Source organism: Acinetobacter sp. GN11 (assembly GCF_054823985.1).
Window position 1 is genome coordinate 1 of the sequence record NZ_JRVL01000067.1, and the last position, 21,635, is coordinate 21,635.

Annotated in this window: 16 protein-coding genes; 6 read left to right on the forward strand and 10 right to left on the reverse strand. The window is 38.7% G+C overall.

Annotated features, from left to right (window positions below):
• Positions 1-130 precede the first annotated feature (130 nt).
• Together otsB and NL42_RS08105 are read left to right on the forward strand one after the other, a co-directional pair.
• Complete coding sequence (gene otsB, locus NL42_RS08100; RefSeq protein WP_461312386.1) at positions 131-982, forward strand: trehalose-phosphatase; 852 nt, start codon at positions 131-133, stop codon at positions 980-982.
• Positions 970-2,403 carry an alpha,alpha-trehalose-phosphate synthase (UDP-forming) gene (locus tag NL42_RS08105; RefSeq protein WP_461312387.1) on the forward strand — a complete coding sequence of 478 codons (1,434 nt, stop codon included), beginning with the start codon at positions 970-972 and terminating at the stop codon, positions 2,401-2,403. Before otsB ends, NL42_RS08105 begins: the two co-directional genes overlap by 13 nt.
• Positions 2,404-2,466: 63 nt before the next feature.
• Here the strand turns inward: NL42_RS08105 and NL42_RS08110 are convergent, their stop codons facing one another.
• The 7 genes from NL42_RS08110 to NL42_RS08140 all read right to left on the reverse strand — a co-directional run bounded on the left by NL42_RS08110 (position 2,467) and on the right by NL42_RS08140 (position 13,058).
• Positions 2,467-3,657 (reverse strand): MFS transporter, encoded by a 1,191-nt coding sequence (locus NL42_RS08110; protein ID WP_461312401.1) that lies wholly within the window; start codon positions 3,655-3,657, stop codon positions 2,467-2,469.
• 289 nt (positions 3,658-3,946) lie between these two features.
• Positions 3,947-4,411, reverse strand: a complete 465-nt coding sequence (ftn, locus tag NL42_RS08115) for a heteropolymeric bacterioferritin subunit Ftn (protein WP_001214863.1) — start codon at positions 4,409-4,411, stop codon at positions 3,947-3,949.
• Between the two features lie 252 nt (positions 4,412-4,663).
• A complete protein-coding gene (ligA, locus tag NL42_RS08120) occupies positions 4,664-6,703 on the reverse strand; it encodes an NAD-dependent DNA ligase LigA (RefSeq protein ID WP_461312388.1) in 2,040 nt (679 codons plus the stop codon).
• Between the two features lie 94 nt (positions 6,704-6,797).
• Complete coding sequence (locus NL42_RS08125) at positions 6,798-7,841, reverse strand: cell division protein ZipA C-terminal FtsZ-binding domain-containing protein (protein ID WP_461312389.1); 1,044 nt, start codon at positions 7,839-7,841, stop codon at positions 6,798-6,800.
• Position 7,842: 1 nt separating this feature from the next.
• Entirely contained in the window at positions 7,843-11,292 is a 3,450-nt protein-coding gene (gene smc / locus NL42_RS08130; protein WP_461312390.1) for a chromosome segregation protein SMC, read from the reverse strand.
• Between the two features lie 10 nt (positions 11,293-11,302).
• A complete protein-coding gene (locus NL42_RS08135; protein ID WP_461312391.1) occupies positions 11,303-11,998 on the reverse strand; it encodes a GntR family transcriptional regulator in 696 nt (231 codons plus the stop codon).
• Positions 11,999-12,254: 256 nt separating this feature from the next.
• Entirely contained in the window at positions 12,255-13,058 is an 804-nt protein-coding gene (locus NL42_RS08140) for a sulfite exporter TauE/SafE family protein (protein ID WP_461312392.1), read from the reverse strand.
• A gap of 30 nt (positions 13,059-13,088) precedes the next feature.
• Here NL42_RS08140 and NL42_RS08145 point away from each other — a divergent pair, with 30 nt between their 5' ends.
• Both NL42_RS08145 and NL42_RS08150 read left to right on the forward strand, forming a co-directional pair.
• On the forward strand, positions 13,089-13,841 hold the full coding sequence (locus NL42_RS08145; RefSeq protein WP_461312393.1) for a biotin--[acetyl-CoA-carboxylase] ligase: 753 nt from the start codon (positions 13,089-13,091) through the stop codon (positions 13,839-13,841).
• Between the two features lie 14 nt (positions 13,842-13,855).
• Complete coding sequence (locus NL42_RS08150) at positions 13,856-14,587, forward strand: pantothenate kinase (RefSeq protein WP_461312394.1); 732 nt, start codon at positions 13,856-13,858, stop codon at positions 14,585-14,587.
• 54 nt (positions 14,588-14,641) lie between these two features.
• On the opposite strand, the gene ffh is transcribed toward NL42_RS08150, so the two are convergent.
• Positions 14,642-16,057 carry a signal recognition particle protein gene (gene ffh / locus NL42_RS08155; protein WP_004794257.1) on the reverse strand — a complete coding sequence of 472 codons (1,416 nt, stop codon included), beginning with the start codon at positions 16,055-16,057 and terminating at the stop codon, positions 14,642-14,644.
• Between the two features lie 140 nt (positions 16,058-16,197).
• Here ffh and NL42_RS08160 point away from each other — a divergent pair, with 140 nt between their 5' ends.
• Positions 16,198-17,007, forward strand: coding sequence for a cytochrome C assembly family protein (locus NL42_RS08160; RefSeq protein ID WP_461312395.1), 810 nt, complete (start codon positions 16,198-16,200; stop codon positions 17,005-17,007).
• Positions 17,008-17,091: 84 nt separating this feature from the next.
• Complete coding sequence (locus tag NL42_RS08165) at positions 17,092-18,036, forward strand: tRNA dihydrouridine synthase (RefSeq protein WP_461312396.1); 945 nt, start codon at positions 17,092-17,094, stop codon at positions 18,034-18,036.
• Between the two features lie 73 nt (positions 18,037-18,109).
• Here NL42_RS08165 and NL42_RS08170 read toward each other — a convergent pair whose 3' ends face one another.
• Positions 18,110-19,063, reverse strand: coding sequence for a DUF6160 family protein (locus NL42_RS08170; RefSeq protein ID WP_461312397.1), 954 nt, complete (start codon positions 19,061-19,063; stop codon positions 18,110-18,112).
• Between the two features lie 159 nt (positions 19,064-19,222).
• Positions 19,223-21,634: a DUF6160 family protein gene (locus NL42_RS08175; protein ID WP_461312398.1), complete on the reverse strand. Its 2,412-nt coding sequence runs from the start codon at positions 21,632-21,634 to the stop codon at positions 19,223-19,225.
• Between the last annotated feature and the right edge of the window lies 1 nt (position 21,635).

The following is a 21,635-nucleotide window of genomic DNA, read 5'->3' on the forward strand; positions in this document are numbered from 1 at the left end:
TCGCCTATAAATCCATTATGCAATGTAATTAATGTTAATACTTATGTTTTTTTATTAAAAGAAATGACTCCTCAATTCATTTTAATGTTAGAAGATTAATTGTTGAACAAAATATATTGAGAAGGCTAATATGAACAGTCAAAGTACAATATCTGATAGGAGAGAAGAAAATACATATTTTGTTACACCAGATGACATTATAGACACCTTATCTTTAGATAAAAATTACTGCTTATTTTTGGATATTGATGGGACGTTAGCACCATTCCAAATTAATCCTGAGCAAAGTTTTATTCCAAACACCACATTAGAAACTATAAAAAAAATTATTAAATTAAATATACCTGTTATTGCTGTAACAGGTCGAGATGTAGATACAGCTTACAAGCTATTACAGCCTATTGAGATTCCTGTTGCTGGCTTGCATGGTTTAGATATTTATTTTGGTTCAGATCATTATATTCGACCAGATTTAAGTTCAATTAATTTTAAAAATTTAAAACAAGATATTATGAAATCTTGTGAGAAATATCCTGAATTATTAGTTGAGGATAAAGGATATTCTATTGCTTTACATTATCGTAAAAATCCTGAATTAGAAAATCATGCTATTAATATTATGCATCAGATTATTCCTAATTATCCACAATTAAAAATAAATAATGGAAAATTTGTTGTCGAGTTAATTCCAAACCAAGCTGATAAAGGTAAAGCAATTCAAACCATATTAAATCATCTTAATATATCTTCAGCTCACCCTATTTTTATAGGTGATGATTTAACAGATGAATCTGGTTTTATTTGTATTAATCAGAAATTTGGAACTTCAATTAAAGTAGGTTCTGGTGAAACACAAGCTCAATATAGATTAAAAGATATAGATACCGTCACAAACTTTCTTCTTTTATTTCAAAACAGAATAAAAAGCTTATATGTCAAAAATAGTCAAAATCAGAATGGAGAAAAAATATGTCTAAGTTAATTGTATTATCGAATCGAATAAGTATGCCTTCAGGTAAAGCTTCGGCCGGTGGTCTTGCTGTAGCTGTACAAGATGCATTGAATGATAGCAATGGTATTTGGTTAGGCTGGAATGGTCAGCAAATTACCGATAGCGAAGCACCAGAATTCGAACAAGCCTATTCTGCGGGAATTGACTACATTACCTGCCCTCTTACTCATCAACAATACGCGCAATATTATTGTGGCTTTGCCAACAAAGTTCTCTGGCCAGCAATGCATGCTCGAGAAGATCTGATTGAATATGATGCACAAGAATATAGTACCTATCAAAAGGTCAATCGCTTATTCGCTGAAAAATTAAAACAGCTTGCTCAGCCTGAAGATATGATCTGGGTACACGATTATCATTTTTTTAGTGTTGCCCGCTACTGCCGTGAGTTAGGCATGCAAAATAAAATTGGTTTCTTTCTACATATCCCTTTTGCTAGCCTTAATATCTGGCGCAAAATTCCCGTGGCCCACGAATTAATTCAAGACTTAAGCCAATACGACGTCATTGGTTTACAAACTCAGATCGATCAAAATGCATGCATGCAAACTTGTCTAAGTTTGCTCGAAGCTCAGAAAATTCGCCGCGATAGTATTAGCTACAAAAAACGTCAAATACTTATTAAATCTTACCCAATTGGCGTTCAACCAGAAATTATTCAAAAACAAGCACAACAAGATTTATTAAGCCCTTGTGTATTTAATTTTGAAGAAATACCTCGTCAAAAAACAATCATTGGAGTTGACCGAATTGATTATTCAAAAGGTTTACTTGAGCGTTTTAATGCATTTGCAACCTTTTTAGAAACCAACCCTGAATATCATGGTTTAGTTCGACATCTGCAAGTTGCAACGCCATCACGTACGGATATTGCAGCTTATCAACGCTTATACGAACGTTTTAAAACTAAATTGGAACTGATTAATGAAGAGTTTGCACATGAAGACTGGAGACCTGTAGATTGTTGTTATGATCCAGTTCAACACCATAATCTCATGCATATTTATCGTCACTCTGATATTTGCTGGATCAGTTCATTACGCGATGGTATGAACCTAGTCGCTAAAGAATATATTGCAGCCCAAGACCCAGAAAACCCGGGTGTGCTCATTTTATCTAAATATGCGGGTGCTGCTGAGCAGATGTCTCAAGCCTTGATTGTTGATCCGCAAGATAGAGTGGCAATGATAGATACTTTAAAAATGGCTTTAGAGATGTCTAAAGCTGAGCGTATTAATCGTTATCAACAATTGATAGAGGGTTTATCAGCATCTGATCTTACTCATTGGAGAAACGATTTTTTAGATGATTTGGAAAAAACACCAACTTTACTGATGAAACCTCAGCGCTTATTACAAGATAATTATCAATCTATCTATCAGGTTTTATAAATCTAAAGAACATCGAGAAATTAAATTCTCGATGTTCTTTAGATTGTTTCTATTATTTATAAATTAATTCGCCTTTGCGAGTGTAAAGCGATTAAGTAAAGCAATAATAAATAGCAATACAGCCACACCTGTTAAAACTGTACTTAAACCAGTCCATTCACCAATTAAACCAATTAAAGCTGGCCCACTTAAGGAACCTGTATAGGCAATCGTTGATACTAAAGAAAGTGCCGCTGCTTTAGGCATATCGTTTTGTCGACCTACGCGAGAAAACATAACGGGCACAATATTGGAACAGCCTAATCCTAAAAGTGCATAGCCTAATACAACCACTTGCCATACGGGTGCGGTCACAATAACAGCCATACCAATTGCTGCACCAATGGCACTATAAGTTACAACATTTTTTTCACCCCATTGCTTTAGCAAGATATGGCCCGTAAAACGTCCAGTCGTCATGCTCAGAGCAAAAAAGGTATAAGCAAGACCAGCAAAGGCTGGATTAAGCTGATACTTACTTGTTAAATAAATACCACCCCAATCCATTGCCGCACCTTCTGATAAAAAGGCAATAAAACACATCATGCCAATAAGCAGAATAATGCCGTTAGGTCGATAGAGTTTTTTAGGTATATTCGCTTCTTGATGTGGCTTTTCATCCTGTTCAAAAGACGTTAAACAAGGAGGAATAGCAACTGCACCAATGACAAGCAAAATCATGACAACTGATAAAGTACTCATTAATGGCGAAAGACCTACTGCCAATAATGCAGTCACAAGCATAGCGCCTGTTAAGCCACCAAGGCTGCACATTCCATGAAAACTAGACATGAGCGCTCGCAAGCTATGTTTTTCGACAACCACTGCCTGTAAATTAATAGCTACTCCAAGACATCCTGCTGCCGACCCGAACACAAATAATGCTACAGCCATCATCACGATGCTGCTCCACATCGTGAGACTTGGTAATAACACCATTAACAGCATCAATGCCAACCCAATTAATGGACGACATCCCCAGCGCTTGACTAAAGCACCAGTTGCAGGCATCGCAATCATTGAGCCAATCCCCATACAAAGCAAAAGCAAACCAAAATCGGCATGATTGAGGTTTAGGCGCTGCTGCGCAAAAGGAATCAGAGGTGCCCAAGCCGCGGTCGCAAAACCTAAGCTAAAAAAGCTGAGTCGTGTTGCAAGACGCTGTATGCCTAAGAGAGTAGCTGTATCTAAAACAGCAGGTTTGGTAAATAACATATTTCGCGAACTCACCATAAAATCATTGGCGATCCATACCAACCGATTTTCCATAGAAAAACCCTTGCCTCATTAGATTTCTAGGCAAGGGTTTTGTTGGCGAAATTATATCCAATTTCATAAAAAAAACAGGGGGTGTGATACAATTTTTCTGACTTTTTTGTAACTACCAAAGCCTTATATACTAAGGCTTTGAATATATTAAATTTGAGAAAAATACTTTTTTATTTCTATTTTATTAAAGCTAAAAATCAGGCGATAAAAAACCCAGCATCAGCTGGGTTTTTTATTAAATTTGAGATTGAATATAGTTTTGTAAGCCAATCAACTCAATTAAACGTAATTGCTTTTCTAACCAGTAGGTATGGTCTTCTTCAGTATCAGATAATTGTTGACGTAACATATCACGGCTAATGTAATCGCCTTTCTCTTCACAGAGTTTGATACCTGTCGCTAATTTTTCACGAACATGATATTCAAGTGCTAAATCTGCTTTTAAACAAGAAACAACGTCTGTACCAACATTGATATCTTCACGATGCATGTTTGGTTTAGCACCTAAAAACAATACACGGCGAATGATCGCATCAGCATGAGAAGCTTCTTCTTGCATCTCATGATCAATACGTTCATAAATTTTATTTAAACCCCAATCTTCATACATACGAGAATGGATTAAATATTGATCACGGGCAGCCAATTCTCCGCCAATGAGCATATTTAAATAGTCTATGACTTCTGGATTGCCACGCATAATAAATCTCCTATCGTATGAAAACTATTATGGGCAATCTTAAAAATGATTGCAAAGTAAAAAATAGTTAAGTTTATGATTTTTATAAAATTAAAATGAGAAACATACGCATTTGCAGTTTAAGTTAATTAAATTTTCTCTGCAAAAAGAAACGCTTGTCTGATTTATAAGTTCAAACAAGCGTTAAAATATAACTAAAACCATCAATTTATAAATTTGTAACTAAAATCAATGGTTCTTATTTCGGTAGGGTTATTCGCTTAAGGTCTGCCCATAGCTCGCCATAAGTGATAAGAAATCAGTCTCATTCATAACAACAATACCTAGTTTTGCTGCTTTTTCTAGTTTCGAACCAGCCTTTTCACCCGCAACAACACATTTAGTTTTGCTCGACACGCTACCGCTTACACGTGCACCTAATGCTTGTAGCATCTGAGTCGCTTGATCACGAGTCATTTGCTCTAATGTGCCTGTTAAGACCCAACTTTCGCCATTTAATGGCTGACGCGTTGGAGCTGTTGGTGCATCCCAATAAATGCCTGCTGCAATTAAACGATCAAGCACTTCAATGTTGTGCGGTGCCAAGAAAAAGTCAGCAATCCATTCTGCGGTAATATCACCGACATCTGGGGTTTTCTTTAAAGCTTCAACATCAGCAGCTTTAAGCGCTTCTAAAGTTTGGAAAGTATTGGCTAACATTCTGGCAGTAGTTTCACCTACCCCACGAATTCCTAAAGCATAGATAAAACGTGCAAGCGTTGTCTTCTTACTGGCCTCAATGGCATCAATCAGGTTTTGTACCGATTTCTCGCCCATTTTTTCGATGCCGAGTAAAGTTTCTCGGTGCTCATGTAAATGATAGATATCGGCAACATCTTTAAGTAAATCGAGGTGTAATAAAGACTCTACCCAACGATCGCCCAAACCTTCAATATCGAGAGCTTTACGTGACACAAAGTGGCGAATGGCTTCAATTCGCTGAGCAGCACAGTAAAGACCACCAGAACAACGTGCTAAAGCTTCTCCTTCAGGCATTACAACTGGTGAAGCACAAACAGGACAGCTTTCAGGTAAATGTACAATTTCAGCGTCAGGTGAACGGAACTCTGGCCAAACTTTTTCTACTTTAGGAATAACATCGCCTGTACGATACACACTAACCGTATCGCCAACACGCACATCAAGACGATGGATTTCACCAATGTTGTGTAAAGTTACATTGGAAACTGTTACTCCCCCTACAAATACGGGGTTTAAACGTGCTACAGGCGTTAAAGTCCCTGTACGCCCTACTTGCCAATCAATCTGATCAACCGTAGTTAGTGCAGCTTGTGCAGGGAATTTATAGGCCGTTGCCCAACGTGGCTCACGACTTAAGAAACCAAGTTGTTGTTGCTGTTTTAAGTCATCAACCTTTACGACCATTCCATCAATTTCAACTTGTAGATCTGGACGTTCTTGTTGGATTTGCTCATAACGCTGCTGTACTTCTTGAATTGAATTACATAGATATTGACGCTCAGCAATTTCAAATCCAAGTTGTGTGAGCCATTGTAGGCTGTCATGCATAGTCGTTAAGCTATGATTTGGTTCACACTGGGCAATACCATACGCATAAAACGCTAAAGGTCTACTAGCAGCAATATTCGGGTCGAGCTGTCTTAAACTACCAGCTGCGGCATTACGCGGGTTCGCAAACGTTTTATCACCTTTTGCTTCCTGATCAGCATTAAGTTTTTCAAAGCCAGACTTTGGCATGAGTACTTCACCGCGTACTTCAAGCAAACGTGGAATTTCAAAATGATCTGAATGTAACACTTTAGGCAAGTTGCGAATCGTTTTAACATTTTGGGTAATGTCTTCTCCGGTTTCGCCGTCACCACGTGTAACACCACGTGTTAACACACCGTTTTCATACCAAAGCGAAATCGCAAGACCATCAAGTTTTAGTTCTACTTCGTATTGTACTTTTTGATTAGGTAAACGCTCTTCAACACGACGTGCAAACGCAAACAAGTCTTCCTGATTAAAAACATTCCCCAAAGAAAGCATCGGGACGACATGAGTCACACTTTGAAATTTAGAGAGTGCTTGTCCGCCTACTTTTGTTGTTGGAGAGTCTGGTTGAACCTGATCAGGATATTGCTCTTCTAAAGCTTTTAACTGGTGAAATAAATGATCATATTCACTGTCCGAGATTGTCGGCTGATCCATCACATAATAGGCATGGTTATGCTTTGCAATCAGTTGAATAAGCTGACGCATCTGTTCGGTCACGGAAGTTGTTGCCATTATGTTATTCACCATAAAAAAGGGTGGAAATTTCTCCACCCTGAGCTGCGACTAGATATATTGCAATTATCGCAACGAACGTAAAAAATTAAAACTAGGCGGTCGCATGTGCCGGACGATAATCAATCACATGATGACGCCAGTGCTCTTTTAACTGTGGTGTAAATTCAAGATTATTTTCATCATAAACTTTGCCATCAATTTCACGAGCAATTAAACCGGCAATACTTGCCATCATGTCAAAACCAGTCACAGCTTTACTGTTTGGAAGCGCAAGGAAAAATGCCAACCCTTGAACTTGTTCACTAGATAAGGTTTCAAGATCAAACCCAGCTGGTCCATTGTCTGTCATACGGAGTACTGAAAACATTAGTACGCTCGGTTCATCCGTATTTTCATATCGATGGAAACATGACATTTCGCCATAACGTAAACCGTATTTTAATAATACTTTAAGTGCTTTATCGCCAGACAACGCGCGACGCGGATTCGGAAAGACATTTAATGCAATGATCTGTTCAGCCACTGCTAATGCACTTTCATCATCATAACGTTGCTGTTCATGCAAATGTACATCCAGAATATTACTCTCACCTTCAAATTCAGCAATTTCGGCAGTTTCAATATTTGGGTTCAAACTCAACTCAGGCTCAGTTTTTTCACTTTCAGATTTTAAGTTTTCTTCTGATAAAGCTTCAGCTTCTGATTTAACAGAAACGGTATTAACTAACTCAACTGAACTATCCGTGTTAATGGTAGAGCTTTTTAGAGTTTCTTCAGATTTAATTTCATCTGAAGATTTTTCAACAACTGGTTGAGTTGGTTCGGCTGAAATTGATTTAGCGGGTTCTACAGCCAGAGTTTCTGTTTGTTTTGTTTCACTGGCTTGTACCGATGTAGATTCATTTAACGTCGGCTCTACTCGCTCTGCGCTAGTCGCCGATACACGCTCGGCTTCAGCTTGCTCAAGCTGATCTCGCACATGTCTAGGTATAACTGGTTGATTACTATCAGGATTAATATGCAAATCACTATCTAATGAAGGTTCGGCATGGTTTGACTTTTTTAAAATCATTTTTAAGCCAATTAGCATAATAACAATGGCGACAACGATGCCAATAATCGTATTGATTTCCATTCTATGACTCCGAAACTAACCCGTATTCTTTTGCCTGTTCTAAATCGACAGTGACTAATTTTGATGTACCCGGTTCAGGCATGGTCACACCCAACAAATCAGTTGCCATGGTCATTGCCAGCTTATTATGTGTAATGTAAATGAATTGTACATGTTCAGAAAGCTCTTTTACCAAATTACAATATCTCTGAACATTCGCATCATCAAGTGGTGCGTCCACTTCATCTAACACACAGAACGGTGCCGGATTTAATCTAAAAATCGCAAATACTAATGCTAACGCTGTTAAAGCCTTTTCTCCACCAGAAAGTAATGCTAGAGAACTATTTTTCTTACCCGGTGGTCTTGCCATCAGTTTAACACCAGATTGCCAGTCATCTTCAAGGCTTAAACTCGCTTCACCACCATTAAAGACCTTTGGAAACAGATTTTGCAACTCTTGATTAATCTGATCAAACGTTGTCATAAACAACTTACGGGTTTCCTGATCAATGCTTTTCATCGCATCTTTTAGTTGAGTTACCGTATTTTCCAAATCTTGGATCTGGTGACTCAACTCATCAAAACGCTGAGAAACCTCTTCAAACTCTTGTGAAGCCGCCAAGTTAACCGCACCGATTTTTTCAAACTGTTTCTGTACTTTTTCCAGTTTTTGCTGGTGCTCGGTTAAATCGATTTGTAAGCCTTTTTGGATTTCGGCATTTAGCTCTTTAAGCTGTTCTTGGTAATGTTCACGATCTGACTTAGCTGCTTGCCATGCCAAACGCTTCTCTTCAAGTTGTTCTCTGAGCTGTTCATCTTTTTGTTGATATTGATGACGCTGATCTGTCAGGGTTTGTTGTTTTTCCTGCACACTATTAAGTTCAAGCTGCCATTCATTCCAGTTCTTTTGCAACTTTTCAGTTTGGGCAAATTGTTGCTGAAATTCTGACTCAAGATTTGGTAACTCTAATTGAATAGGGTCAACAAATTTTTTCGCTTGTTCCATTTGAGCATTAATTTGCTGATATTGACTCTGCAAGAACGAAATATCTTTTTCAAGTAATTCGATCTGTTGGGTTGTTTGCGTGCTATTACGGCGTAAAATTTCACGTTCTTGTTGCTGATGTTGCAAAGCTTGTTGCTGTTCTTCTAGCTGCTCTGTTAACTCTTCTACCCGAAATTGCAAAGTTTTATAATCAGGTAAAATGGTTTCAAGTTTGATTGCTAGAACATGCAAATCAATTTCCAGATCATCTTTTTGCATTGCATCTTCTTCAAGCTGCATGTCTAACTGAGCTAACTGATCTTTCAATTGCTGTTTTTGCAGTAAAAATGCTTGTGCTGCGGTTTGCTGTTTAGCAATTTGCACATCAAGCTGTTGTAAGTCTTTTTGTTTTTGTTTAACAACTTGCTGTTTCTGCTGCAAATCAGACTGCAACTGCCCCAACTCATCTTTTTGCTGAACTAAAATTTGATCTAATGCTTGTAATTCAGGTTGTTGCTTTTCAAGGACTTGTTCAATTTCATCTAGACGAATGCGATGGTTCAGCATACCTTGTGCACTTTGACTTTCGTCATCGTACATAAGAGCAATCACCCAATCCTGCCCGACATGATAACCATCTAAAGTCAAAATAGACTGACCATGTTGTAGTTGTTTTTGCTTATTTAAAGCAGTAGTCAAATCTTGTGCAATCGCTACATTCGAAAAGATTGATAGTTGTGGTGAAGCAATCCAATCATTTAAACAAGCTAAATTACCTTTAAATTGACTTGTTTGCTCTGAAGGTTTTAACTGGCGAGCAACGCCTTCTTGAAAAGTTTGTTCCGTCTCAAGAATATGAGCTTGTAACCATTTCGCTAAAAACTTTTCAACAATCTGCGCATATGGTTTGCCTTGCTCTGTTAACTGTAGAGCCTGCATTAAACGTAATGTATCTTGATGTTGCTTTGGGCTTTGCTTAGCAACAAGCTGACTTAAGTTTTTCTGCTCTGATAATAAAACTTGTATTTCTGTTTTCAGGGTTTGCTGTTGATTTTTACTTGATTGATGTTGCTGTTGAGATTGCTCTAAACGTAGCAATTGTTGCTCAATTTCAGTTTCAAGCGTCGTGATTTCACGACAAAGCTGTTGTTGCTGTTGCTCAAATTCGCCCTGCTCATCTTCATGAACATGCGATTGAATCTGACTTGCTTGATGTTGCAACGTTTCTTTTTGCTGTTCAATGCGTTGAACATTTTTGCCTAATTGCTCAATTTGGGCAGACATCTGCATTTTTTGCTGCTGTTGTTTTTCAACCTGAGCTTTTACTTGTTCAAATTGTTGCTGTGCTTGTTTTTGCTGAGATTGTAAATCAGCAAAGTTTTGTTCAGCTTCCGTTGCAGTATGCTCAATTCCAGTTAATGATTCAGTTTGTTCATCTAACTGATTATTCAGTGTTTCAAGTTGGAATTCAGAAAGCTTTAAACGTTCTTTAGTTTGGAATTTTTGCTGTTCTAACTGAACCAGAGTCATACTATTTTGCTGGTATAAACTCTGTTTTTGTTCCAGAGTCATTTTCAGTTCAGATAGTTTTTTCTCAGCTTGTTGCCACTCTTGTTGTAGTGGTGAAGATTGCTGAATAAGTCGCTGAAATAAAGCACTGGTTGCTTCTAAATCATGTTCAATCGTACTTAACTCTGAGCGAACCAATTTAAAATTTTCACCCAGTTCATTCATTTGAACTGTATATTCTTCTTGTAAGCGTACGCTTTTATCTGCCTGAAAAGACAAAATTTCAATTTTCAGGGTACGAATCTGACCTTCTAAAGTTTTATATTGAACTGCCGCTTCGGATTGACGTTTAAGCGTCTTCAGCTGCGATTTTAACTCTAGGGCAATATCTTCTAAACGTGAAAGGTTTTGCTCAGTATGTTCAAGATGTTGTAAAGTTTCGCGTCGGCGAGCTTGATAGCGTGAGACACCTGCTGCCTCTTCAATAAAGATACGCATTTCTTCAGGCTTAGCATCAACCAGACGGTTAATCATGCCTTGTTCAATCACTGCATATGAACGCGGTCCTAACCCTGTTCCTAAGAAAATATCGGTGATATCACGACGGCGGCAACGTGTGCCATTTAAGAAATATTCGGATTTACCTTCACGGGTGACCTGACGACGAACGGCGAGCTCATTATAGGCATTATAAGACCCGCCCAATTTGCCATAGGTATTATCAAAACGTAGTTCAACACTCGCTACACCCACTGGCTTACGCTTAGAGGTTCCTGTAAAAATAACATCTTGCATGCTACCACCACGTAGTTGACGAGCATTTGATTCACCCATCACCCAACGAATGGCATCAATTACATTTGATTTGCCACAACCATTTGGACCAACCACTGCTGTGCGGTTAGCCTTGAAATTTAAAGTTGTACTATCTGCAAAAGATTTAAAGCCTGAAAGTTTTAAACTGCTTAAACGCATAATGCCCTAACTAGCGGCGTGAGCGTCTTGCCCAGGCCAATTCAATCTGTTTCATTCGTGTCAGCGATTCCAACACAAGGTTACGTAAGTGTCGACAAAAATCTTCCATAAATAAAGCGGCTTGTTGTGATTTTCGGATCAAAATTGCATCAGTCACGAGTTTAAATAATTCAAATGCTTCTTGTAGTTCCCGCTTTGAGGTATTTAAGGTCAAAAAATAACTACGACGTAGTGAAGGTAGTAACTCTTTATAAAACTTCATTAGGTAAGGATTACCCACCATATCTTGCTGTTCAGCGAGATATTGAAAAACACCATCATAAAATTTTTCGATATCACCTGCTTTTACATGCTCAAGTAATTGTTCTAATAAGAGCTGCAATTGATCTGCTTCATGTGCGCGCCATGTTTCACTGATGCGTTGAACAATATGCCCCAATAACATCACGTTTGTATCAAACAGTGCTTTAACCTGCTGTGCAGACATTTCTGAAACGATTGCCCCGCGGCGTGGAAATATCTCAATTAAATGAGTACGCTCTAATAATAACAATGCTTCACGAACTGACCCTCGGCTCACATCAAGCTCTTTGGCAATACGTAATTCTTGAATACGCTCGCCTTCAACCAGCTCACCACTAATGATCTGTTCGCTAATATATTTGACAATTTGCTCAGAAAGACTTTCTGTCTCTTCGAGATTCATAAATCACCCGCTACTTTTTATATGCATTAATCCATGCTTTTCTTTCGCATCCTTGTTTTTAACTGATCGTACCGATTAAAAACTATGTCATTGTCTGACAATTTTATTGCATTTTAAGCCAACCCATTTAAAAACAACACCAAAATCTGATGAATAAAAGCCCCGAATGTTCTTCTTTTATTGAATAAAAAAAGCTCGAATTTCTAAAAACTCAAGCTCTTAAATCATAATTCTAGCAAGATGAATATTTTATTATTTAATGCATAATCCCTTTATAAATAAAGTAACTACCCACCACAACCAACAAACAGGCAAAGCATTTTTTTAACATTTGTGGTGACAATGCATGAGCAACTTTTGCGCCAAACTTTGCTGTAACAAAACTCATGACACTAATGCCAATAAACGCATAGATGTGCACATAACCAATCGTGTTAGGTACAGAGATATGTTCTTTTGCACCAAACCACATAAAGCCAATTGCACCCGCAACAGCAATGGGTAAACCACAAGCGGCAGAAGTCGCGACTGCTTTTTGCATGACCACGCCATGACGGTTTAAATACGGAACAGTTAAGCTACCGCCCCCAATACCAAAAATTGCAGAGGCAACACCAATGCCACCACCCGCCATAAATTGCATAGGTGTTGAAGGAAGCTGACGTGTTGGGTCAACAACTACATTTGCCCCTTTAAACATACGATAGGCCATCACAACCGCAAAAACACCAATAAGGAGCTGTAAATGCTGACCAGACATCAAATCGGCAATACCCGCTCCTAAAAATGAACCAATCACCAGTCCAGGTGCTAAATTACGAAAAACAGGCCAAAGAACCGCACCCTTTTTATGATGGGCAGAAACTGAACTAAACGATGTCACAATAATGGTTGCAAGCGATGTTCCGACTGCAATATGCATGATTACCGCTGGGTCATAGTGCAACTGGGTAAAAACCACATAGAGGATTGGTACAATAATTAGTCCACCACCAACTCCAAACAATCCGGCAGTAAAACCAGCAATTGCGCCAATGAGTAAATATATGATTAACTCCATAAATGTTTTACCACTCTGCTCATATTCAACATGGATTTAGAGACTCGCCAACTACAACAACTTTTAAGCGCAAAAAACCAGCTTCCAGAAGTGGTTTTATTAAAAGCAACCACAACTTCGACCAATGATGATATTCGTGAAATTGCCCAAAAAGGCATTACAACGGGCTTGGTTTGCAGTGCTCAACAAACGCAAGGGCGAGGTCAACATCAACGGCAATGGATTTCACCTGAAGGAAACATTTATTTAAGCACATTGGTGCAAACTCGAACACCCTTAGATGGTCGCTTAGCACTTGAAGTTGCTCTGAATATTTTGCAAATTCCGCAGTTACAAGCTCTGAATCTACAAGTGAAATGGCCAAATGATTTATACAGTGCTCATGGCAAATGGGGTGGAATTTTGGTCGAACCGCTTTCCCAGCATCAAGCTATTGTGGGCGTAGGCATTAATTTAAAAACACCACCAGTGACTGATAGTGATCAACCGATTACCTCGCTAGAGGATTTAGGCCTAGAACAAATGAGTCGTCTTGAACTCATTTCAGAGCTTTATGTTGCAATTCAAAATGCAGCTCGCTGGTTTGATCATGGTTGCTACAACTTGGCTGGACGTTTTAATCACCATGCTGCATGGCTTAATCAGTTGGTGCAGTTCGAACATAGTCAGGGATTGGTACATGGTCGTTTTGTTGGAATTTCCAATGAAGGTGCTGTAATTCTTGAGACTCCTGAACCTCAGCAATTTTATCAAGGTCGCTTAAGACCACAAATGAATCAATAAACAGGTGTTCTTCCATGAAAAGTTTATGGCTTGATATCGGGAACACCCGTTTAAAGTATTGGATTACTGAAAACCAGCAGATTATTGAACATACAGCTGAGCTACATTTACAGTCCCCTGCCGATTTATTATTGGGTTTAATTCAACACTTTAAACATCAAGGTCTGCATCGCATTGGGATTTCTTCAGTTCTCGATACTGAAAACAACCAACGTATTCAGCAGATTTTAAAATGGCTCGAAATTCCTGTTGTTTTTGCCAAAGTGCATGCTGAATATGCTGAATTAAAGTGCGGCTATGAAGTTCCAAGTCAGCTCGGGATTGACCGTTGGTTACAAGTACTCGCTGTAGCTCAAGTAGATGAAAACTATTGTATTATTGGATGTGGAACAGCCTTAACGATTGATTTAACGCAAGGTAAACAGCATTTAGGAGGTTACATCCTTCCTAATTTGTATTTGCAGCGCGATGCGCTTATTCAAAATACAAAGGGCATCAAAATTCCAGACTCAGCTTTTGATAATTTAAACCCGGGTAATAACACAGTCGATGCAGTACACCACGGTATTTTGTTAGGTCTGATTAGTACGATTGAAAGCATTATGCAGCAATCTCCTAAAAAGTTGCTCCTTACGGGTGGAGATGCTCCTATTTTTGCTAAGTTCTTGAAGAAATATGATCCAGTCGTAGAAACTGATCTTTTGCTCAAAGGACTACAACAATATATTGCTCATTATCCTAAATGACTAAAAACACAGAACAAAATAAAAGGCGCTATCTGCGCCTTTTATTTTATAAGTTTATTTCTTTTGGTCATTGTTGCCAAACAGTGGACCCATTCCGCCACCACCACCGCCGCCAAATTGTTTTTGCATATTGCCTAATGAACGCATCATTTTGCTCATACCAGATGGATTCGCAAATTTCTTCATCATTTTAGCCATTTGTGCTTGTTGCTTAATGAGTTTATTCACTTCAGCAACATCCATACCACAACCAGCTGCAATACGTTTTTTACGGCTTGGGTTCATCAAGTCTGGATTACGGCGTTCTTTAACGGTCATTGACTGGATAATAGCTTCCATTTTCTTGACCTGTTTTTCAGGATTTGCTTGCTCAATCGCCTGCTGAATTCCTGCACCGCTCATGCCAGGCAACTTATCCAAGAAACCCATCATGCCGCCCATACTTTTCATTTGCTCAAATTGCATCAGCATATCTTCAAAGTTGAAGCTGCCTCCTTTTTGCAATTTTTTAGCCATTTTTTCGGCTTTTTCTTTGTCGATTTTGCGTTCAACTTCCTCGACTAAAGAAAGTACGTCACCCATGCCTAAAATACGTTGAGCAACACGATCCGGATGGAATGGTTCTAAAGCATCAAGCTTCTCACCCATACCCAAGAACTTGATTGGCTTACCCGTAATTGCACGCACAGAAAGTGCTGCACCACCACGTGCATCACCATCAGTTTTAGTAAGAATCACGCCTGTAAGTGCCAATGCATCATTAAAGGCTTTAGCTGTATTTGCAGCATCCTGACCTGTCATGGCATCAACCACAAACAAGGTTTCAGTTGGCTTAACAGCAGCATGTAATTCTTTAATTTCGTCCATCATGTCTTCATCGACATGTAAACGACCTGCGGTATCGACAATCAACACATCAGCAAACTGGATTTTTGCCTGTTCAATTGCACGATTAACGATATCAATTGGCTTTTCAGAAGCATCTGATGCAATAAAACCTGCACCAACTTCTGCTGACACAGTTTCTAACTGTTTAATCGCTGCTGGACGATAAACGTCCGCAGAAACTGTCATTACTTTTTTCTTTTGACGTTCTTTTAAGAAACGTGCCAACTTAGCGGCAGTTGTTGTTTTACCCGCACCTTGTAAACCAGCAAGTAATACAACAACGGGAGGCTTAGCACTTAAATCAAGTGTTTCATTCGCCTCACCCATCATCTTGGTGAGTTCGTCATAGACAATTTTTACAAATGCCTGGCCTGGTGATAACTGAGTCATCACTTCTTGGCCCAATGCCTCTTCCTTAACTTTCGCGATAAATTCACGAGTTACAGGTAACGCGACATCGGCTTCAAGAAGTGCCATACGTACTTCACGTAAGGTATCTTTAATATTGTCTTCGGTCAGCTGCCCTGAGCCAGTAACATTTCTTAAACTCTGTGTGAGTCGTTCTGTTAAGGTATCAAACATTGCAAAATCCGCTTAAAATGGCTAGTTGCAAAAAAATCTTTCTCGAAATAGAAAATTTATGCATAGAATGCTATAGGATACTTTAGTTCGCAGCGAATTTATATCTTATATAGATGAATTAATCCTGAAAAAGGTTTGACATGATTAGCCTCCCCTTGGTTTACACAATTTTGGCACTCATTGCATATACCACTTCTTTCTGGTATCTGTTTATTCGTTTAATGTCAAAACGTGAACCAAACCCATGGTTATTTGCTTTTATTACGACTTTGGCACTTCTGCTGCATGGTACAGTTTTATGCCATGCCATGCTGACACCAGCCGGCATTAACTACGATGTTTTTAATTTAGTATCGTTTACATCGTGGCTTATGCTGTTGTTAAGTTTAATTTTTAGTATTTTTCGCCCTATTGTACCGTTGAACTTATTAGGTATTCCTGTAGCGGCTATTGGCCTTATTTTAGGTTTTGCATTCAGCCGACCAAATCAATTTATTGAGCAGCATTCATTAGGCTTAGATACTCATATTATTCTTTCACTTTCTGCTTATGCAGTTTTACTGATGGCAACCATTCACGCTATTTTGCTATGGTTCCAAAATCGTGAACTCAAAAAGAAACAAAAAAAACGTTTTTGGGTCAATTTACTTCCGCCAATTCAGGCGATGGAATCTTTGTTATTTGACCTGATCATTACTGGATTCATTTTATTAACGATTGCTCTCACTTTTGGCTTTTTGACTATAGATAGCTTCTTTGCACAACATCTCGCTCATAAAACTGTATTTAGTATTATTTCTTGGTTCATCTATGGATCACTTTTAATTGGCCATTACAAACTTGGCTGGCGAGGTCAAAAAGCGATTCGTTTTACCTTAATCGGCTTTGTGCTTTTAGCCATTGGCTTTATTGGCAGTAAATTTGTGCTTGAGATGATCTTGGGCCGTTAAGTAAATTAAAATTTCTTCGATACTAGACAGCGTTATACATATCCCGTATAACGCTGTTTTCTTTTTGCTCAGGTGACACAGACTGTGAAACTCATACTCGCTCCAATGGAAGGTTTAACTGACCCGATCATGCGGGATACACTCACATCTGTTGGTCATTTCGACTGGTGTGTGACCGAGTTTATTCGAGTTACAGACAGTATTTTGCCAGATCATATTTACTATAGTTTTTGTCCAGAATTAAAAAATGACGGTAAAACAGCAGCTGGTACACCTGTTCATGTCCAGTTCTTAGGCAACAATCCAGATATGCTGGCAGCAAATGCAGCAAAAGTTGTAGAGCTTGGTGCACCAGCAATTGATCTAAATTTCGGTTGTCCTGCAAAAACTGTAAACCGACACCGAGGCGGCTCTGTTCTTCTTGATGAACCTGATGTTGTACATATGCTCATTAAAGCAGTGAGAGATGCAGTACCTGCACATATTCCTGTTTCAGCAAAAATGCGTTTAGGTTATCTCGATGAAAACCACACCATGGAAAATGCCCACGCTGTTGAAGATGCAGGTGCAAGCTGGTTAACTGTACACGCTCGAACTAAAGCAGATGGCTATACGCCACCAGCTTATTGGGAAAAAATTCTACCGATTAAAGAAGCTTTAAAAATTAATGTCATTGCGAATGGTGAAATCTGGACCAACGCTGATGCTAAAGTCTGCCAGCAACAGTCTGGTTGTGAAGACTTAATGATTGGCCGTGGTGCGGTAACGACTCCAGATTTAACCCAATGTATTCGTGAAAATATGAATGAGGCATTATTCAGTTGGGAACAACTGGTTGATTTACAAATTCGTTTTTTAAACGGTCAGGCAAAGACAGAAATTGGTATGGTTGGTCGTTATAAACAATGGTTAGGTATGATGACGAAAGCCTATCCACAAGCGAAAGACCTATGGGACCAAGTAAAACGTATTAAAGCTTTAGATGAAATTGTTCAACATTTAGAACACACCAGATCAGAAAATATTTAACGCAGTATAGTCAAAAAAAGAGGGCGATTGTTTTTACAACCGCCCTCTTTCGTTTTTCAGGTTAAGTAATTATTTAAAAACCGCTTACTTTCATTTTAAAGTCGGTTACAGAAACGCCAGTGACACCAAAACTCCCCATTGAGCCATTCGGTAAATTATTAAACGTTGTTGTATTTTGAGTACCCATATTTCCTAAAGTGACATTATTAAGTGAAGCATCAAATTTACTTGATACGCCTGTATTTCCAAAAGTTAATCCAGTTGGATCAACACCTGCATAGAAACCATCAAGTACAAAACCTGTTGAGGTATTTGTGCCAGCAAATTTAAACCCGAATGTAGCACCCGTATTATCAGACACTAAAGTAATTGGACAACCTGCAGCAGCAGAACAAATAGATTGAATTGCCCCTCCAAATTTAACCATAACTGATTGAGCAGCATGGCCAAGCTGAATATTTAAACGAGGTTTATTAGTTTGTACAAAGTTAATATCTAAATTGCCAGTAGAACGGATCAGCTCTTTTACACCTGTATTTACTGTTGTTCCCGAACTAAAAATTGATTTTGGTGCATAGCTTGTTTGTGCGTAATCGGATGGACTAGATAAAGATGCACTTGGCGCTAAATAAACTGAAAATGGTAAAAGTCGAATACCGTTTACATCATTCCCCATTGATACCGCTAAATTTAAAAAAGGATTTCCACCACCAGCATCGACATCCATTGCAATATTAAAAGAAGGATTACTCGATACGGTAGCTTTAATAAACTCTATGCCAGGAACTGGATTTGTAGAATTTCCTGCAATGACAAAGCCAGCCTTACTGTTATATGAAGTTGAAGCAATACCGTTTGTATCAATCAGAGCGACTTGATTAAATTTAACTTTATCAGCCTGAATACCTAAAGTTAAACCATTTTGGCCCGTTGCTGCCGCAAGACTTTGATCATCTAAAGGCTGCATTGCAAAAACACTTGAACTACTGGCAAGTAACAACCAGCACCCTATATTTTTATTCTTCATGTCGCTCTAATCCTTAAGAGACAAACGCTTATTATTTACTCAGACTATCAGAATAATATTCAAGTACAAAACAATTATCCCTATAACCCGACGAATGCAAATCTAATCACATTAAAATAAAAACCATATAAAAAGTGGCAATGGCTGCCACTTTTTTGGTTAGTTAAAAGCACCATTTCTAGGCACAATACTAAAACTACTATTTAAACGACCGCCAGTAATTGCAAGCTCACCTAAACGAGCACCTGCACCAGTTGATGGCGGATAGAAGTTAATATCTTTAACACGTAATGCACCGTCAATACTCTTATCTGGATTAAAATAAACCGCCGTATTTACGCCAACTTTACCTAAACCACTTGCACTGTCTTTACCAACGACTAAAGCAGTATTAAATGCAAGCTTTCCAGTAATATTATCAAAGCCAATTGCAGAGCCATCGATCGGATCACTAATTTGAACTGTGTTTCCTGTTGCTGTGGCAGGCATGGTGAAATCGCCCAGTACAGTTAGAGCACTGCCATCTGCAATTGAACTGTTTGGCACGATCGATAAGTTAAGATCTCCGCCTAAACGCAGTTTTAGACCAAATAAGACATCATTATTTCTGGCAAAGTTATCAATTGGTGAAGTACAAGAACCTGTGGCTGGACAAGTTTTATATTTTGCCCCCGGTAAATAACCTGCTGCAATTTCAGTTGATAAAGCAAGTAGCATCTCTTTTAAACTAATATTAAGACTACCATTTTCTAAGCCAATGCTTCCATTGCCTTTGACGAACATATCAATGTTACGTAACCCCATATAATAATCAGTCGGGTTACCTGCATTATTGGCATTTGGAGAACCATCGATCAATAATACAGAGGTCGTTTTAGTTCCAGTCGCATCACGTCCAGTAGTTCCAGCAGCAATACCAAAACCTAAACGCGAAGTTGTTCCAGATGTAGCAACAACATTCTGAACAGGTTTACCATTGGCATCTTTTGTATAGTAATAAGCACTATTTGCTGGCGCGTCTAAACCATATACAGCAGCATTAGCATTTAAGTTATAAAAAGGTAATGCCAAGCCCCACTGGTTGTTTGCACCATTGTCTGCAAACTGATTTGCAGGAGCGACATTCGCACTTGTCGTAAAACGACCGCGTCTTGAAAATGCTTGAAACTCTGCTCCACGCATCGCAAGAATTAAGCTGAATGGATTAGTAACCGTATCACGATGAATATTATGCTGATAATCAGCAGCTGTCGTTAAAGTGCCCGATCCTAAACGAATTGCATTTAAAGTTGCGTTGTTTGGCATTAATAAGGTTTTTGTATCAGCAAGATTTAGATAAATATTTCCGCTGTCGAAATAACCGCGAGTAGCTGAGTTAAGACCTGTTAAATTACCAAATTCAAAACCGTAAGCATTTAAACCTGCTCCACCAATTTCTAAAGTGGTTGCTTTGCCATCTGCGCCAAGCATTGAATCATTATCTTTGGTGAATTCACCTTTCATACGAAAGGCAATGCCAGAATTACCTAAAATACTATTACTTGAACCTGTACCCGCAGCGGTATTTGCCGTACCTAATGTTGTTGAATCTGACGTACCATCCATACCACGGACTTGTAAATAACTATTTACCATACGTCCGCTAGCACCTAAACGAATCAAACCTTTCGCATTTTGTGGGCTATTAGTTGCGTCTAAAGCATAAGGGTTAGCTTTATTTACATTCGAGCTGAGCATCACCTCAATATTCAGGCCTGAATTGGTTACTTTGCCACTACTGTCAACATAGGTACCTGCAGTTAAACCAGAAGCTGAATCTGCTACACGGTTAAAATCAACATAGCCATAGGTAGTATTCGGAGTTTGCCCTACACCAGCAACATTAGTTCCAGTATTTGTCTGTAAAACTAAGCCACGAGTTGGGTCAATCAACATGGCTCCTTTACCAACAAAATTAAAGTTAAAATTCCTTAAAATTAACTGATTTAGCTGGCTGCGAGCATCCAATTGCCCTAGATAAATATTGGCATTATTAATACCAAGTGTCATGCTTGACTGGCTATTTGCATTAAATAACCCATCTTGAGTTGTAAGTGCCAAATTTAAAGGAGAGGTCGTTTGAATAGCCAACTGCCCTAAAGTTGGCGAGCATGTAGCTGAACTATTACAAACTTTAACGCTATTTACGGTAATAAGTGATGGACTACTTTGTATAGAAAAGTCGAGTCCAGTTTTACCCGTAGTCGGATTACTACCTACATCTAAACGGTAATTAGTGCTTAAAGTTTGGCTAGATGCATTACTTTTTTGGACTTTTACACCACTCGCTTGAGCCCTTAAGACCTGATCTGCACTTGTTGGTGTGCCTGCATGGTCATCCCAATAAGCATTATCAATATTAATTTCGTTAAACGTAGTTTGTATCGAGATCCCATCTTGTCCATTGACAGCACTCAAATCAGCATCTGTTAAAGCTTCTAAAGCATAAATTTGACCACTCACTAACAACATGCTGGTTGCTAATGTATTTAAAATAAACTTTGAGCTGTGATTTTCTTTATTTTTTTTCATC

Coding starts and splice junctions, on each gene's coding strand:
- NL42_RS08145 (WP_461312393.1), top strand. CDS start 13,089: ATGGATTTAGAGACTCGCCAACTACAACAACTTTTAAGCGCAAAAAAC.
- ligA (WP_461312388.1), bottom strand. CDS start 6,703: ATGGCAACAACTTCCGTGACCGAACAGATGCGTCAGCTTATTCAACTG.
- NL42_RS08140 (WP_461312392.1), bottom strand. CDS start 13,058: ATGGAGTTAATCATATATTTACTCATTGGCGCAATTGCTGGTTTTACT.
- ffh (WP_004794257.1), bottom strand. CDS start 16,057: ATGTTTGATACCTTAACAGAACGACTCACACAGAGTTTAAGAAATGTT.
- otsB (WP_461312386.1), top strand. CDS start 131: ATGAACAGTCAAAGTACAATATCTGATAGGAGAGAAGAAAATACATAT.
- NL42_RS08170 (WP_461312397.1), bottom strand. CDS start 19,063: ATGAAGAATAAAAATATAGGGTGCTGGTTGTTACTTGCCAGTAGTTCA.
- NL42_RS08110 (WP_461312401.1), bottom strand. CDS start 3,657: ATGTTATTTACCAAACCTGCTGTTTTAGATACAGCTACTCTCTTAGGC.
- ftn (WP_001214863.1), bottom strand. CDS start 4,411: ATGCGTGGCAATCCAGAAGTCATAGACTATTTAAATATGCTCATTGGC.
- NL42_RS08135 (WP_461312391.1), bottom strand. CDS start 11,998: ATGAATCTCGAAGAGACAGAAAGTCTTTCTGAGCAAATTGTCAAATAT.
- NL42_RS08175 (WP_461312398.1), bottom strand. CDS start 21,634: ATGAAAAAAAATAAAGAAAATCACAGCTCAAAGTTTATTTTAAATACA.
- NL42_RS08150 (WP_461312394.1), top strand. CDS start 13,856: ATGAAAAGTTTATGGCTTGATATCGGGAACACCCGTTTAAAGTATTGG.
- NL42_RS08105 (WP_461312387.1), top strand. CDS start 970: ATGTCTAAGTTAATTGTATTATCGAATCGAATAAGTATGCCTTCAGGT.
- NL42_RS08160 (WP_461312395.1), top strand. CDS start 16,198: ATGATTAGCCTCCCCTTGGTTTACACAATTTTGGCACTCATTGCATAT.
- smc (WP_461312390.1), bottom strand. CDS start 11,292: ATGCGTTTAAGCAGTTTAAAACTTTCAGGCTTTAAATCTTTTGCAGAT.
- NL42_RS08125 (WP_461312389.1), bottom strand. CDS start 7,841: ATGGAAATCAATACGATTATTGGCATCGTTGTCGCCATTGTTATTATG.